Below are 14,481 nucleotides of genomic sequence, written 5' to 3'. Positions count from 1 at the left end.
AAAAGCGCTTTTTAGCGTTCTTTACATATTGCAACTATCTATTTAACTAGAGAGTCCCTTGGAATTTGTACAATGCAGCTGTGACGTGGATCTGATCGAGGTTGAGCGTTTAACAATAATTCATGAGCATTTCGACTTCTGTGCTGAGTGATCTGCTAAAGTCCCTACCCTACTTGCGGCCCCAGCTATACTTTAAGGCTTCACTAACGGCGCTCTCCCACGCGATGGAAGATCAAGTTTTGGCTGCGACTTTAGCGAAACCCCTTGTAATTGCTAGTTTCCAGCGAGAGCGATTCTACCGCCAAGAAGCCCATCGCTACCAGCGACTTGCTTTGCGAAGTAATCAAATATACGTATTATCTGCTCCAGAAACGGATTTTGCCAACAGTTCGGAACATTACGAAAAAGTGGCTTTTGAGCCAACGGATGGCTTAAGTCAGGAGTGGCATTTGGTAGTGATTGCTGACAATTATGCTACTTGTCTGGTTTGCCGAGAAAACCTTGGTTCTCTTGCCAAAAACAACCAACTACCGGAACTAAGCCCTAATCTGGATATAGACACAGCCCGAAGATTTGAGGGAATTTGGACATCAGAAAGAGGAGTTAGCCTCAAAGCAGCCGAATTGCTGTTAGATCGGGTTTTGGTTTACAGACCAGAACTGACAAGTAAAATTCAACAGGCACGCCAGAGGTTTGGCATTGGGGAGCCGCGAAACTACTCTGGAGCCGAACAGATAAACGAGTATGCCTGTGACATTGATACAGATCCCTTTGTGCAGCGCTTAGTAACTTATTTGCAAGCTAGTCAGTACAAATTGCACAAAGCTTACCGTTCTATTGCTGCCCAGGCACGGAAAGAACGATTAGTCAACTCGATTAGTACTGCCATTCGGCGATCGCTCGATCCTCATGAAGTTCTCCAGGTGGCGGCACAAGAATTAGGGCAACACCTAGAAGCTTGTCGCTGTTTAATTTACCGCGCTCAAGCTACCGATAGCCAAGCGATAATTGAACACGAGTTTTTGACTCCTGGTATCTTATCTGTTTGCGGACAAACCTGGGAGTTAGAGAAAAATTCCCTATTTCGGGACATCGTAGAACTTGGCGAAGGAGTTTGTGTCAGCGATACGCTGAGTGACCCCCGCGTTACCAAATCGCCAGGACTTTCCACGATCGCCAAAAAGTTTGCCATTCGTTCTTGGTTGATGGAACCAGTATTTTATCAGGGGCGATTATTGGGGATTGTGGAGTTACATTACTGCCGGATGCCACCCCACGAGTGCCAACCTGGAGAATTGGATCTGGTAGAAGCGATCGCTACCCAAGTAGGAGCAGCTCTCATCCAAGCGGAAGCTTACGCTAACCTAGAAGAACTTAACCAGCAACTAGAAGCCCTAGATCGCACCCGCAGCAACCTCATAGCCATCACTGGACACGAACTGCGTACTCCCCTATCCACAATTCAAGTGTGCCTGGAAAGTCTCGCTACAGAACCAGATATGCCCTTGGAGTTGCAGCAGGTCATGCTCAATACCGCTCTTTCCGACTCGGAACGGATGCGAAAACTGGTACAAGATTTTCTTACACTTTCCAACTTGGAAAGCGGTCGAGTGGAATGGCATCCAGAATCCCTCACCTTACAAGAATGTGTGGATTTAGCACTCAGCCGAAATCGCACGCGTTCTTCAACGGAAAAGCCGCCCCAAATCAAGACTCAAATTGCCGAAAACCTACCTTTAGTAAGAGCTGACGGTGATTGGCTAGTCGAGGTACTAGCAAAACTCATGGACAATGCTTTGAAATTTACGCCACCTCAAGGAGAAATCACGATTAAAGCGATTTACAACAGCCGTCAAATGGTCGAAGTAACTGTAGCTGATACTGGACGCGGCATTGAACCAAATCGTTTAGAAGTAGTTTTTGACCGCTTTTATCAAGAAGAAGGAGCGCTGCGCCGCACCACTGGCGGGACTGGACTGGGTTTAGCAATTTGCCGTCAAATTGTTAATGGCTGGGGTGGAGAAATATGGGCAGAGTCCACTGGCAAAGACCAGGGCAGTCAGTTTCACTTCACTATCCCAATTGTTCGGAGTAGCCAAGAGGAAAAGCGGACAAAAGTTAAGAGTAAATAGGCAGGGGGCAGGGGGGCAGAGGAGCAGAGGAGAAATTAATAACTCCTAACTCAGCACTCAGCACTCAGCACTCCTAACTCAGCACTCCTGAAGAGGATGGGGCATTGGTTTTTAACAAATGACAAAGAACCAAGGACAAATGACTAAAAACTGTTACAGTCTATAACGCGATCGCAATATGATCCTGGTTGCGATGTTAGGATTCCCTAAAAACGTTGAGAGAATAGACTTTATGGCAGAAACACTCTCTGGACAAACCCCGCTATTTGCTGGCAGCACTGGTGGCTTGCTTACAAAAGCAGCAGTAGAAGAAAAGTACGCTATCACTTGGACTAGTCCGAAAGAGCAAGTATTTGAATTGCCTACAGGTGGTGCTGCTACTATGCGGAAAGGTGAAAACCTGCTGTATATAGCTCGTAAAGAATATGGCATCTTTTTGGGCGGTCAGCAACTTCGTAAACTCAAAATCACAGATTACAAAGTTTACCGGATTTTACCCAACGGAGAAACTACCTTACTTCACCCAGCTGATGGTGTCTTCCCCGAAAAAGTAAATGAAGGTCGTGATAAAGTGCGTTTTCTCCCACGCAGGATTGGGCAAAATCTCAGCCCATCAAAGATCAAGTTTAGTGGTAAAACTACCTATGATGAATAGGAAGTAAGACTGGGGACTGGAGAGCAGAGGAGCAGAGGAGCAGAGAAGCAGGGGGGAAGTTACAACAAATCTTTTTCCTGTGCTCTCTATCCCCTTTGCCCCTCTGCTTATTGTGCCCCATAAGCTTCAGGAGTGCTGAGTAGGAGTTATTTTTCTCCTCTGCCCCCCTGCCCCTCTGCTTCTTATGCTCCATCCCCAAGCAATTTATGGTATTCCCTGATTTCTCCGACTTTTCTCAACTAGCTTTACAAGGCAACTTCGTCCCGGTATATCAAGAATGGGTGGCGGATTTAGATACGCCCGTATCTGCTTGGTATAAAGTCTGTGCTGGTCAGCCTTATAGCTTTTTGTTGGAATCCATCGAAGGTGGGGAAAAGCTGGGACGCTATAGTTTAGTGGGCTGCGATCCGGTGTGGGTTTTGGAAGCAAGGGGCGATCGCACGACTCAGAAAAACCGCGATGGTTCGGAGGTGGTTTTTGCTGGCGATCCTTTTACAGCTTTAGCCGAATGTTTAGCACCGTATCACCCAGTGAAATTACCACAGCTACCACCAGGAATTGGCGGCTTGTTTGGGTTTTGGGGCTATGAATTGATTCAGTGGATTGAGCCGCGTGTGCCAATTTATCCACCAGATGAGCGGAATATCCCTGATGGATTGTGGATGCAAGTAGACCACTTGTTGATTTTTGACCAGGTGAAGCGGAAAATTTGGGCGATCGCTTATGCTGATTTACGCGACCCGAATGTAGATTTAAAAGCAGCATATCAACAAGCTGGCGATCGCGTCACCCAAATGCTCGAAAAGCTATCTTTACCCTTATCGCCGGAAAAAACTCGACTGGAATGGAATCCGCCTGGGAGCAGGGGAGCAGAGGAGCAGGGGAGCAGAGGAGCAGAAGAGTATAAGAGTAATTTTACCCGCCCTGATTTTTGTGCCAGCGTTGAAAAGGCGAAAGATTGTATTAAAGCAGGCGATATTTTCCAAGTAGTAATTTCTCAGCGACTATCAACAACATACACAGGCGACCCTTTTGCCCTTTATCGGTCGCTACGTCAGATAAATCCTTCGCCTTACATGGCTTACTTTAACTTCCAAGATTGGCAAATCATCGGTTCCAGTCCTGAAGTGATGGTGAAAGCCGAAACCGATTCAGATGGTGGAGTAATAGCGACGGTACGCCCAATTGCTGGGACGCGTCCGCGAGGTAAAACTACTCAGGAAGATGCAGCCTTTGCTGAAGATTTACTCCAAGACCCCAAGGAAATTGCCGAACACGTAATGCTTGTGGATTTAGGGCGGAATGATTTGGGGCGTGTTTGTCAAAGTGGTAGCGTCAAAGTCGATGAATTAATGGTGGTTGAACGCTACTCCCATGTGATGCACATTGTTAGCAATGTTGTGGGTAAATTAGCTGTTGGTAAAACAGCATGGGATTTACTGAAAGCTTCCTTCCCAGCAGGTACGGTAAGCGGCGCACCCAAGATTAGGGCGATGGAAATTATCCACGAGTTAGAGTCTAGTCGTCGGGGTGTTTATTCCGGTGTGTATGGATATTACGATTTTGAAGGACAATTAAATACTGCGATCGCAATTCGCACAATGGTAGTGCATGATAATATCGTGAGCGTACAAGCCGGTGCAGGTTTGGTAGCTGATTCTGAGCCAGAAAAAGAATACGAAGAGACGCTGAATAAAGCTAGAGGTCTATTAGAGGCGATTCGTTGTTTGCGTTGAACTAGGGACTAAAGAAGGGAATAAAGTACAGATTATTACCTGTCACCTGTAAACTCTACTTTAACCCAATCCTTTTTCCTACCTGTATTATGGCTTCTCTCGCATACAATTAATTGCACACTGGTTTTTGTTGCTTAACTGTAAAACTGGGTTTGATATAAGTACAGTAACAGTTCGATCTGCCGTATGAGCATCCAGACCAGACTTTAAAAGTTGATGTATCAATACCCTTCTATTTTGAATTACATAAGTTTTACTTTGAACAGCAAGATGTTTGGAAACAATTTGTGCTACTTCTAAGCCCACGTATCCACAATACCGTGACAAATTTGGAAGCTTTATAAATCCAATCAACATCAAACTTTTTCCAAAGCTAAATAGAGTTTTTTAAACTTATTGAAAATTTAAAAGAAGTCCTGGTATCCAAATCCAAGACCTCTGTTGAAGTTACTACACACTAGAAATGAACAAACTTATTCATCCTAATTGGCTGAAGTAAATCGCCCAGATAATTCCAGTTACTCCAATGGCAATTAAAAGGTTAGTAAAAAATCTCCCGAACTCAATTTCTTGTCCCAACCCTTTATCATCGTGACCGACAGTAAAAAACAATGACCAGGCTTGATTTGCATTGATAGTCTCAAAGTTGTTGAAATCAGGTCTAAAAACGACAGGTCCAATTAAATCCTTTTTGGGATAATCAAAATCAGTTTTCATAAGTAAGTTTGCCTCTAAATTGCTTTATTCGTCAAGTGAAGAAAATTAAGAAATCTCAAAGTGTCTTCTTTAAAGGCTGGTTAGCCATTCAACCAAACCGTGTCCAGTGATAACTTCTACAGCTATGAGTGAAACAAAAGCAATCATTGCCAAACGCCCATTGAGTTTTTCGGCATATTTGGTGAATCCTATCCGTGGAGTTTCATCAACATAAACCTTGGGTTCAATCGCAAATCTATTGAGTTGACCGCGTTCGCTAATGGTAAAGCTTTTACTTGCCATTTTTGACTCTTTGTTTTTGCTTTCTGTAAACGAATATTAACTATTGTAAATATTTTTTGCAACTACTTGACATAAAAATAAAAGTAGTAAGAACCGTACTAAGTGAGTAGGGTATTTCGGATGTGTAGGAGAACTAGGCGTGTCTACAGTCGGCTCAATACTGTTTGGTCAAGGCAAGAGACGCGATGAATCGCCGATTATTGTAGAGACGGCGATTTCTCGCATTTTTAGCGATCTAGAATTTTCATCAAAAATCTTAACCGAACCATATTGACAGTAGCCTGTGATGCTCGTGATGTTTGATGGCGAACAGGTTCTGCGAAGGATTATGGAAATTTGATGCACACAAAAGTACTGATTGCATTAAATTAAATATCAGTAAAACTTATAGTTTATATAAACAAAACTTATTAATATATAACTGAGAAAGTATTGCTTATTTGTAACGAACTTGTTATGTTTCTTTACATAAAGATACAAAAGCAGCATCAATGCGTTAAACCACCGTTAATCAAGGCTTTCTAAATAACTATGCAGTTGAGCCTGCAATGTGCTTTGCCAAGTATCTAAACTCAATGGCAACGCATCACTATGCCTTTTTTAGAGCTATCTCTACAACAGGCTGTCTAGTGATACATAAACTACTGAGTGCCTTTATTAACGTTTCAACGCATTTCTCCTCGGTCTTTGCACATTTGATTTTTCACATTCGGTAGAACTGTAATTTTCTTTTTGGAATTTCTGCTATGTCTTTTACCATCCAGTCGGCTCAAAGTATTTTTCCCGGCACCCTAGTTGCTGACGTTGTTCCAACCGTCGTCGAATCATTCTCTAAGCTCAATGCTGAAGATCAACTAGCATTACTTTGGTTTGCTTATACCGAGATGGGTAGAAGTATTACAGTTGCGGCTCCTGGGGCAGCCAACATGATCCTTGCACAAGGCTTACTCGAACAAATTAAGCAGATGCCTTTTGAGGCTCAAACGCAAGTCATGTACGATTTGGCTAACCGTGCTGACACTCCTCTGTGCCGTTCTTATGCATCCTTCACGGTGAACATCAAGTTGGGCTTTTGGTATCAGTTAGGAGAATGGATGGCTCAGGGAATCGTTGCTCCAATCCCATCAGGTTACAAGCTTTCTTCTAAAGCTGCCGATGTTTTACAAGCCATCCGCAATGCAGATTCAGGTCAACAAATTACCATCCTACGCAATACCGTAATTAGCATGGGATTTGACCCGAATGCTCCTGGTAGTTACAAGAAAGTCTCAGAGCCGGTAGCTCCTCCCACTGCACCAGCATTTCGGACTAAAGTTACTATCGAGGGCGTCAACAATCCTACGGTACTTGGCTATATCAACAACATGAATGCCAATGACTTTGATGCTGCGGTTTCTCTGTTTACCTCCGAAGGTGCTTTGCAGCCTCCCTTTGAAAGACCAATTGTTGGTCAAGACGCAATTCGTGCTTATATGCGTGAAGAATGCCAGGGATTGAAGATGCTCCCAGAGCGCGGCGTATCTGAGCCTGTGGAAGATGGCTATACCCAAGTTAAAGTTACAGGCAAAGTCCAAACCCCTTGGTTCGGTGCTAGCGTGGGCATGAATATTGCATGGCGCTTTTTGCTAGATCCCCAAGGCAAAATATTCTTTGTAGCGATTGACTTGCTGGCTTCTCCTAAAGAACTGCTGAACCTAGTACGTAAATAGAGATAGGGCTAGATTAGTTGCTGCTTAAGCGTGGATGAGTGAGGAGCAATCGCTACCTCACCACGCTTAAGCAAAAAAACTGATAGCGCCTTATTTGGTATCTTCATGTTGCGATCGCTATTGAAAACAACCGATTCCATCAGCGATCTTTTAGTTTTAAAGTATCAAAATATATAAAATTACAATAAGTAGTATTGACTTCCAGAACCTTTCTCGCTCAAGAACATCTCAACTATTCTTTACTTGTTTGTATTTAAATAACAATATATCTTTGGATAGAGTAATAATTTATTCATCTACCAAGGGTAATAGATTATCAATGACTTTTTTCAATTCCTCGGAGCCGCTCCTACGTGAAAAACAGCAAGAGCTAGATTTTCAAGATATTCAAGGTCTAGTCTGTCTCAACTACCAAATTGGAAATTTTGTTCTCTTTTCAAAGTTTTATACTCGCGTCGATCAAGCATTTATTCTCTGGGGACTAATTTCATCTGGGATTTTTGTAACCGCCCAGTTTTTACCCATTAGCTGGAGTAGCCAAGCGATTTTGTGGTCAGTGCTTACCTTATTCGGTGCAGCGGGTATGGTAAGTCTAACTTGGTTTTGGGCAACTGTAGAACAGCTACGCTGGGTTATTTATAGCTGGGCGATTTTAATCATAGTGGGTTTAATGTTGACCGATCTGAGCATTTTTTTGGGATGGGGAGAGGTGTTGATCCGTTTGTGTCCACTGTGGTTAGGATTAAGTGCCATCGGCTACTTTTGCACCGGGATAGGAATGCGTTCGCGCACATTTATGCTGACGGGGTTTATTCATTTGTTGGGAATCTTAGTTTTGCCATACTGCGGTGTCATGCAGTTTCTCTCCACAGGGCTAATTATGACCGTTAGTTTACTGTTGCTAGCAGAATTACAATGGGATATGCAATCTTCAAGTGATTACAGCCAATTAACACCACAACAAAAGCAGTTTAACCAAGTACAGTCTCAACGGCGTCAAATGACTAGCTAAAGTTATAAAGAATTAAAATCTTGCTTTAGACAAGTTTGTATGAACAATATAGCTATATCTCTAGGCTAGCTAGTGTTTATACTTGGGAGAGAGAGTTTTTCACTCAACTGTTAGCTATTCTATGTTTATGAAAACAGACAGCACTGTATGGGTGTTATGCCGCTGTGGCCCAATATCAGACATCGAAGGAGAGCGATGACAGATGTTTGAACAGTGTAAATCAATAAAAATCCTTGACGGTGTGGAGTTTTTGTCGCTTCCTCCACTTTATTATCACTGAAGGGAAGGTGAAATTCTTCATCAGAGCGGTCTAAGGTGATTAACGTCTTGTGTTTTTTACGTTACAAGTTAGTTTTGAAACTTCAATATCCTTGATTCAAAATAAATTAAGTATATTGGAGTTTCACGGCTAATTTAACTATCTGTTAGTTGGCGTTTGTGTGTCAAAATATTCACGCCAACGACTAATTTGACTATCTTTGAAATCTACAACAATTACGTCATCAGCTTGATTGCGGCGACCTGTCGCCTTTTCTGTATCTTCGTAGTACCATTCTACTGCTGCCTGATTTTCTCCAATGATAATCCGCTTGATGTCTATTTTAACATCTGAATAGTGTTGTTTAAAATTGGCAAGTTCTTCTCGAATTCTTTCTTGGCCCCGCCAGCATTGACCAGGCACAATTAGTTCCCCATCAACCGTAAACAATTGTACAAGAGCATCGACATCTTGAGCAACCCATGCATCTTTAGCTTTTTCTATTAATATCTGGATATCTTGTTGGTTCATGGACTGACTGGCAAATAAAGGTGTGCTAAAAGTTAAGCTAACAAATATAGTTCCTAACACTAGCCATTGAGATAACCAAAGCATCTAGATTTTTCTACCCTCTAAAGTATTAAGCTTATAGAGCATTAATAGAATTTAACCAGAAGTTGTTTGTATTGCGATCGCTCTTGTGAAAAGTCAAGTTTTGGTTGCATGCAGAATGTCTGTAGCGTTGATGTTAAAATTCTACAACCAAAACTGGCGATCGCCTTCTACTGTACCTGGAGCAATTCCTTGTAACCGCCGATAAGCTATTTTGTCAGAACCGTATAATGGGACGGGTAAGCGAGGTTCTTTCAACGCCCCGTGATGTAGTAATGTCAGTTTAAGTGTAGCTTTTATTAAACTTTCAATTGATACTTGCTGTTGATGTTCGGGATCGGGAATAACCTTTAAACGCAGAGGATAAGGTAAACCCATTTTCTCAGACTTAACTTCAGTAGTGACTAAAATTACTTCATGCGGTGATAAGCGAAGAGCTAACCCTTTAGTTGGTGCTGTCACTACAGACTGCTGAAATTTATATAGTCGTGGAATCTGAGATTTTATACACTCTACCAAAATAAACTTTGAACCAATAACTTTTGCTCTTTCTCTTAAATTCTTTATTTCATCACCACAAAAACGTCCATCACGGTAAATTAGTACAGTTTTTTGTCTTAATTCAGCAGATGGTAGAAACCTCTCTAGTGTTCGTTTATCAATTGTTTCACCCTCGGTTAAAGCATCTTCCAGTCGGAAACGAATAAACTCCCCTCGCTTGTCATAGAGACGGACACTCGCACAGACATTTCTACTTCCGATTCCCTTCTTTTTAGAAATTCGAGAAATATCAAAGCCGATGAAATAATCAGCAATTTCTAAAGGTTCAGCTAATATAAAAGGTAAGTTTCCTAATTTTGCGAGAATTCCTGGAATTACCTGATGAAGGATATTACCATAATTGCTGGTATTTTTTAATGTATCTTCATAAATTACTTGGCTAGCAATTTCACGCCGGAGTAAGCGTGAATAAATAAATGAATAAAAGCTACCATCATCACTATTATCAGCATGGCGATCGCTCTGAGGTAGAAATGTCAAAACAATGTCAGTAGGAATCGCCATTAATTCATTAATAGCTTGCTCAACTTTTTCTCTATCATCAGATACGCTTGAACTCTTTACTGATACACCAACTCGATGAACAATTATGCTTTCAAATCCATAGCGTTTTAGACGTTGCTGAACTTCCCTAATAAAAGGATCTACTTTCAAATCACAAAGCTTCAAAGCTGTAATACGAATCGGTGTTGCTTTATCTTCATATTGAGTTTGACGACGATAAACCCCTCCTTGTGATAGTCCTTTAAGGACATCTCCTCTCCTACTTATAAAATTTTGACCATATTTATCCTTTCCAAATAGAAGTTGAGTATCTTCAAGGTTAAATTTTAGTGGTAAGAATAATTCAGAGCAATTGCCACTCTTTCTACTATTAATACAGGTTTCTGATAACACAAATCCATAAATACTTAGAGCAAGTGCAGCTTCTCTTTTGTATGAAGCCAAACTATTTTGCCGCTCTTGATAAGGAATCTTAGCTTCTTTAAGTAAATCCCCATAGTTTACATCAAATCGTTTGGCAGTATCCTCTGTGATACAAGGAGTAAGAGCAGCCATTGCATAAGGATACCGTCTTTTATCCTTATTAAACTGCACAACTACAACAGGTTGATCTCTCGGTGCTTCACGAATAGCTATTTCACTGGTTGATGCAGGCCTATAGTTGAGTAATTCTTCTTCACGCTCACCAATAGTTCCTTCTATATCTACAATAGTAGCTGAACTATTCTTTTCAATATCTCGAACATTTAAACCAATTAATAAATCTCTTGGATTTTGTCTATAAGGATGATTCTCGTAAAATTCAGACAATTTTCCTTTAAAGACAAAAGAACTGCGAACGGTTATAGCAATAGCTGGGTGTGAAATATTTTGAATTTCAATTGCTTCTTCCCAAAATTTTGCTTCTCGTCTAACCTCAATGTTGTTAAATGGAATAGTAAAATATGAAAATGGTCGTCTAATTTTTAATATTCTTATAGCCAGTTGAGAAAGGATATCAGCAGATATCTGTGGTTGGCTTACCCATTGGATTGAATAATAGCGATCGCCAATATCTTTTTTCAATTCCTCTTGAATTCCTGTTAAAGCTTTTCGCCATTCATCTAAACTTGGCATTGCTTGATCGGGTTTAGCTAAAACCCAGAAATTACCATCTGCAAAGATGGCCATAATATCAGGAAATTTCTGACTAAACCGCCAACTTAAGCGATTTCCTATTTCAGGATCTACTCTGGGAGTCAGTCGAAAGCAGATTAAGTTAGGTTGAGGAATATTTAGTAAAAATATCTCTACCAAAAATATTGGGGATATATTAGTTTTTAAGGGGGATTGAAGCACACCAGCAGTCATGTAGAAACCTCTGATATAGTAAATTCACAAATTGAGTTAAACGAACAGTAGCGACAACTTACACCCGGATTTTGGGGAAATATTTGACTGAAATCAGCAGAATTTTTACGGTAGCGTCTCAAATCTTCTTGATGTCGTTGAGCTATTAAAGCGAGTTCTATCTGAAAAGCCTTAAGAGTGTTAGGTGTTGCGCTGATAGGTTCTGACCAGTTACCATTTTCTAAGTTATAAAAAGACGCTACTGCTTTTTGCTGGGGGTATCGGTAACTAGCAGCTAGTAAATAAATATACCCTTGTCGCCGATCAAAATCAGAGTGGCCAGTTTTGAAATCTAAAATGTGCAAAGTATCATCTTCTTCGGCAAAAATGCAGTCAATCGCAGCAAAGAAGTTAAAAGATTGATTACCCTGCTTAATCAGAATTGGTTCTGGAAAACCCTCATCACCTCGGCTAAGTTGAATAATTTTCTTCTCAGCAAGAATTGGATTTTGCTGGTAGTTTGTCAGTATTTGAAGTACTCGCTGCTGAACCAAATCTGACTCTTTCCGCAATTCCAGAATCTCTATCATTTTTTCTACAGCGTCTTCTTGATGTAACATCGGGGAGTTTTTATGAAACTCATAAACTCCCCTTTGTGCTAGTAATCCAATTCGCTGAGGAGTGCTATCACTTGCCAAGATTGCTGCAACCGCAGGTTCTCGCGATCGCGCTTTTGTAAAACCTCGTTTCATGTCACAGTGTAAGTGTTCTTTCCCTATGGGTGGAGAGTACTGCAACCATAAGTTGTAACTGGCAAATGGTAGCCAATTTTGGCTCATTGATGTCAAACCCCAGAATTTAGCAGAGAAAAAAGTTTTACTTGGTTAGGATTTCGTAGATTGCCGTATATACACCAACCTCGGTTGCCATTTCCAAGGTATGCAAGCCTTCTAGCATCTGTTCGGCAGCCTTTATGAGTTGTGGATTGCGGCTTGATTTTTGAATTTCTTCAAGCAGAACTGGTAAAGGTCTACCAACAGAAAAGGACAATTGTTCAAAAGTTACAGGCTGTTCTTTCATAAAATTGAGTACTCCTGTTGTAGGTAGGTATAATTTAAAGCTAAAAAAAACCGAAAATTTGCGATCGCATGGGTTATGCGATGAGTTATACTGTTATTGTTGCATACAATGACCATGTTGACCAATTTAATCAAGTTTGTCAAGATAGCTCAGGAAATTTTGGGAACACTGAAGTGAGTAGAACTTTTGGCAATATTATTCGTACAGCTCGCAAGGAAAAGGAACTCAGTCAGCGTGAAATGGCTAAATTGATAGGTGTGGATTACACCTATCTATCCAAACTAGAGAACGATCATGCTGGGTATCCTCCTAGTGAGGATGTCATTCATAAATTAGCTCTTCACCTAAATTTGAATGAAGAAGAGTTAAGACACCTTGCTGGTCGAATTACACCTGATGACACAAAAGTTTTTGAGGATTTGGTCAAGAAGTATAAGCAAATGCCTGCTTTACTACGCCGAATGAGGGATGAGCCTGACTTCGCTCACAAGTTACTGAAGGAAACAACAAAATCAGAAGGTGAGGAGAAGTAGAGTTAACGGTGAACAAACAGCATTCCTTCATTTCCAAAGATGAATCAGAGTTAAAAGTTATTAAGCCGTATCGCTTCATTCCCAAACATGACATTGAGCGTCGAGCGACAGACGTTCTCATGTATGTGCAAGCAAAGCGCCGACTTCCTCTCAAATGGCCAATTGATGCTGGTTATATGGCAGAAGCTCTAGGATTAGATATGGATTGTGGGGAAATACCTGCTGATGAGCAAGGAGCTATTGCAGCTATGATTTTACCCACCGAACGTAAGATTATAATGAATGAAAATTATCGTGACTTCCCTCAAGGATTTGAAGAGTCATCAATCGCTCACGAAATTGGACACTGGATACTTCATATAGATCAAAATAAGGTTTCTAGATTTTTAGAACTCCAAGAAATGGGTATTGAAAAAACTGTAGAACCATTTTTATGCCGCAGTGTTACTACTCAGCAAGGAATTGAATGGCAAGCTCAGTATTTTGCAAGTTGCTTTCTCATGCCATTCTTTAAACTAGAAGAAGTACAAAGAGGACGTGATTTAACTAATTGGAATCACCTTTATGCAATGAAAGATGAGCTTGGTGTCACAATTTCTAATTTAAAGAACCGCTTACAAAGCCTTGGCTGGATTTCTATTCCCAACGGTTCTAGACAAATATATCCGGGTAAAGCTATACCAAATGGGTAGACAAATTTATTTAATAGGTAAAGTGCGATCGCACTCCACAAACTACTAAACTAGAAACTAAGATGCTCACAATAACCTATGAACGCCGCGACAACCACTTTACCTTCTACACTTAAATTGAAAATTGACTTGACTGATGAGCAATTTTTCCAGATGTGTCAGAAAAACCGCGATTATCAATTTGAGCGCACAGCATCAGGGGAATTATTAATTATGCCACCTACAGGTAGTGATACTGGCAACCGTAACTTTGATATGGTTGTTGAATTAGGCATCTGGAATAAACAGACTAAATTAGGCAAAGGTTTTGACTCTTCAACTGGCTTCACCCTACCTAATGGTGCAGAACGTTCTCCTGATGTTTCTTGGGTGAAAATTGAGCGATGGAATGCTTTAACCCCAGAACAACAAGAAAAATTTGCCCCGATTTGTCCTGATTTTGTCGTAGAGTTGCGTTCTCGTACTGATTCATTGAAAGAATTGCAAGAGAAAATGCAGGAGTATATCGAAAATGGCACTCAATTAGGCTGGTTAATTGATCGGAAAAACAAGCGAGTGGAAATTTATCGTCCAGCTAAAGATGTAGAAATATTAGACAATCCTAATAGTTTATCTGGAGAAAATGTACTTCCTGGGTTTGTGTTGGACTTACAGCAAATTATGTAATT

General features: G+C 41.0%; 16 protein-coding genes. 9 read left to right on the top strand and 7 right to left on the bottom strand.

Going from position 1 to position 14,481, the window contains the following annotated elements:
• Window positions 1–122 precede the first annotated feature (122 nt).
• From V7K45_RS04230 to trpE, 3 genes are all read left to right on the top strand, one after another.
• Entirely contained in the window at window positions 123–2,132 is a 2,010-nt protein-coding gene (locus V7K45_RS04230; RefSeq protein WP_335000687.1) for a DICT sensory domain-containing protein, read from the top strand.
• Window positions 2,133–2,364: 232 nt separating this feature from the next.
• Window positions 2,365–2,787, top strand: a complete 423-nt coding sequence (locus tag V7K45_RS04225) for a photosystem I reaction center subunit II PsaD (protein ID WP_335000685.1) — start codon at window positions 2,365–2,367, stop codon at window positions 2,785–2,787.
• Window positions 2,788–2,993: 206 nt separating this feature from the next.
• On the top strand, window positions 2,994–4,523 hold the full coding sequence (gene trpE, locus V7K45_RS04220) for an anthranilate synthase component I (protein ID WP_335000683.1): 1,530 nt from the start codon (window positions 2,994–2,996) through the stop codon (window positions 4,521–4,523).
• 477 nt (window positions 4,524–5,000) lie between these two features.
• On the opposite strand, the gene V7K45_RS04215 is transcribed toward trpE, so the two are convergent.
• Window positions 5,001–5,240, bottom strand: coding sequence for a hypothetical protein (locus V7K45_RS04215; RefSeq protein ID WP_335000681.1), 240 nt, complete (start codon window positions 5,238–5,240; stop codon window positions 5,001–5,003).
• Between the two features lie 69 nt (window positions 5,241–5,309).
• Window positions 5,310–5,522, bottom strand: a complete 213-nt coding sequence (locus tag V7K45_RS04210) for a chlorophyll a/b-binding protein (protein ID WP_335000679.1) — start codon at window positions 5,520–5,522, stop codon at window positions 5,310–5,312.
• Between the two features lie 139 nt (window positions 5,523–5,661).
• On the opposite strand from V7K45_RS04210, the gene V7K45_RS04205 reads away from it, so the two are divergent.
• Window positions 5,662–5,796 (top strand): hypothetical protein, encoded by a 135-nt coding sequence (locus V7K45_RS04205; RefSeq protein WP_335000677.1) that lies wholly within the window; start codon window positions 5,662–5,664, stop codon window positions 5,794–5,796.
• Window positions 5,797–6,268: 472 nt separating this feature from the next.
• Window positions 6,269–7,231 carry an orange carotenoid protein N-terminal domain-containing protein gene (locus V7K45_RS04200; RefSeq protein WP_335000675.1) on the top strand — a complete coding sequence of 321 codons (963 nt, stop codon included), beginning with the start codon at window positions 6,269–6,271 and terminating at the stop codon, window positions 7,229–7,231.
• 8 nt (window positions 7,232–7,239) lie between these two features.
• Here the strand turns inward: V7K45_RS04200 and V7K45_RS04195 are convergent, their stop codons facing one another.
• On the bottom strand, window positions 7,240–7,371 hold the full coding sequence (locus V7K45_RS04195; RefSeq protein ID WP_335000673.1) for a hypothetical protein: 132 nt from the start codon (window positions 7,369–7,371) through the stop codon (window positions 7,240–7,242).
• A 179-nt stretch (window positions 7,372–7,550) separates the two neighbouring features.
• On the opposite strand from V7K45_RS04195, the gene V7K45_RS04190 reads away from it, so the two are divergent.
• Complete coding sequence (locus V7K45_RS04190) at window positions 7,551–8,243, top strand: hypothetical protein (RefSeq protein WP_335000670.1); 693 nt, start codon at window positions 7,551–7,553, stop codon at window positions 8,241–8,243.
• Between the two features lie 418 nt (window positions 8,244–8,661).
• Here V7K45_RS04190 and V7K45_RS04185 read toward each other — a convergent pair whose 3' ends face one another.
• The 4 genes from V7K45_RS04185 to V7K45_RS04170 form a co-directional block, all read right to left on the bottom strand.
• On the bottom strand, window positions 8,662–9,117 hold the full coding sequence (locus V7K45_RS04185) for a nuclear transport factor 2 family protein (RefSeq protein ID WP_335000668.1): 456 nt from the start codon (window positions 9,115–9,117) through the stop codon (window positions 8,662–8,664).
• A 141-nt stretch (window positions 9,118–9,258) separates the two neighbouring features.
• Window positions 9,259–11,349, bottom strand: a complete 2,091-nt coding sequence (locus V7K45_RS04180; RefSeq protein WP_335000666.1) for a Piwi domain-containing protein — start codon at window positions 11,347–11,349, stop codon at window positions 9,259–9,261.
• 176 nt (window positions 11,350–11,525) lie between these two features.
• A complete protein-coding gene (locus V7K45_RS04175; RefSeq protein ID WP_335000664.1) occupies window positions 11,526–12,347 on the bottom strand; it encodes a PD-(D/E)XK nuclease family protein in 822 nt (273 codons plus the stop codon).
• 37 nt (window positions 12,348–12,384) lie between these two features.
• Window positions 12,385–12,588 (bottom strand): hypothetical protein, encoded by a 204-nt coding sequence (locus V7K45_RS04170; RefSeq protein WP_335000662.1) that lies wholly within the window; start codon window positions 12,586–12,588, stop codon window positions 12,385–12,387.
• A gap of 80 nt (window positions 12,589–12,668) precedes the next feature.
• Between V7K45_RS04170 and V7K45_RS04165 the strand changes: the two genes are divergently transcribed.
• From V7K45_RS04165 to V7K45_RS04155, 3 genes are all read left to right on the top strand, one after another.
• Window positions 12,669–13,121 (top strand): helix-turn-helix domain-containing protein, encoded by a 453-nt coding sequence (locus V7K45_RS04165; RefSeq protein WP_335000660.1) that lies wholly within the window; start codon window positions 12,669–12,671, stop codon window positions 13,119–13,121.
• Window positions 13,122–13,129: 8 nt separating this feature from the next.
• On the top strand, window positions 13,130–13,813 hold the full coding sequence (locus V7K45_RS04160) for an ImmA/IrrE family metallo-endopeptidase (RefSeq protein WP_335000658.1): 684 nt from the start codon (window positions 13,130–13,132) through the stop codon (window positions 13,811–13,813).
• A 78-nt stretch (window positions 13,814–13,891) separates the two neighbouring features.
• Entirely contained in the window at window positions 13,892–14,479 is a 588-nt protein-coding gene (locus V7K45_RS04155) for a Uma2 family endonuclease (protein ID WP_335000656.1), read from the top strand.
• The last annotated feature ends 2 nt before the right edge of the window (window positions 14,480–14,481 follow it).

It is taken from the genome of Nostoc sp. (genome assembly GCF_036917375.1).
In the GTDB taxonomy this organism is placed as follows: Bacteria; Cyanobacteriota; Cyanobacteriia; order Cyanobacteriales; family Nostocaceae; genus Nostoc.
The sequence above is the reverse complement of the archived record's forward strand: the minus strand, read 5'-3'. Positions and strand labels throughout refer to the sequence as shown.

Excerpts from the sequence above, each read along its gene's own strand:
- V7K45_RS04200 (WP_335000675.1), top strand. The coding sequence starts at position 6,269 with ATGTCTTTTACCATCCAGTCGGCTCAAAGTATTTTTCCCGGCACCCTA.
- trpE (WP_335000683.1), top strand. The coding sequence starts at position 2,994 with ATGGTATTCCCTGATTTCTCCGACTTTTCTCAACTAGCTTTACAAGGC.
- V7K45_RS04180 (WP_335000666.1), bottom strand. The coding sequence starts at position 11,349 with ATGGCCATCTTTGCAGATGGTAATTTCTGGGTTTTAGCTAAACCCGAT.
- V7K45_RS04175 (WP_335000664.1), bottom strand. The coding sequence starts at position 12,347 with ATGAGCCAAAATTGGCTACCATTTGCCAGTTACAACTTATGGTTGCAG.
- V7K45_RS04225 (WP_335000685.1), top strand. The coding sequence starts at position 2,365 with ATGGCAGAAACACTCTCTGGACAAACCCCGCTATTTGCTGGCAGCACT.
- V7K45_RS04165 (WP_335000660.1), top strand. The coding sequence starts at position 12,669 with ATGAGTTATACTGTTATTGTTGCATACAATGACCATGTTGACCAATTT.
- V7K45_RS04185 (WP_335000668.1), bottom strand. The coding sequence starts at position 9,117 with ATGCTTTGGTTATCTCAATGGCTAGTGTTAGGAACTATATTTGTTAGC.
- V7K45_RS04155 (WP_335000656.1), top strand. The coding sequence starts at position 13,892 with ATGAACGCCGCGACAACCACTTTACCTTCTACACTTAAATTGAAAATT.
- V7K45_RS04190 (WP_335000670.1), top strand. The coding sequence starts at position 7,551 with ATGACTTTTTTCAATTCCTCGGAGCCGCTCCTACGTGAAAAACAGCAA.
- V7K45_RS04170 (WP_335000662.1), bottom strand. The coding sequence starts at position 12,588 with ATGAAAGAACAGCCTGTAACTTTTGAACAATTGTCCTTTTCTGTTGGT.
- V7K45_RS04215 (WP_335000681.1), bottom strand. The coding sequence starts at position 5,240 with ATGAAAACTGATTTTGATTATCCCAAAAAGGATTTAATTGGACCTGTC.
- V7K45_RS04230 (WP_335000687.1), top strand. The coding sequence starts at position 123 with ATGAGCATTTCGACTTCTGTGCTGAGTGATCTGCTAAAGTCCCTACCC.
- V7K45_RS04195 (WP_335000673.1), bottom strand. The coding sequence starts at position 7,371 with ATGGAATCGGTTGTTTTCAATAGCGATCGCAACATGAAGATACCAAAT.
- V7K45_RS04210 (WP_335000679.1), bottom strand. The coding sequence starts at position 5,522 with ATGGCAAGTAAAAGCTTTACCATTAGCGAACGCGGTCAACTCAATAGA.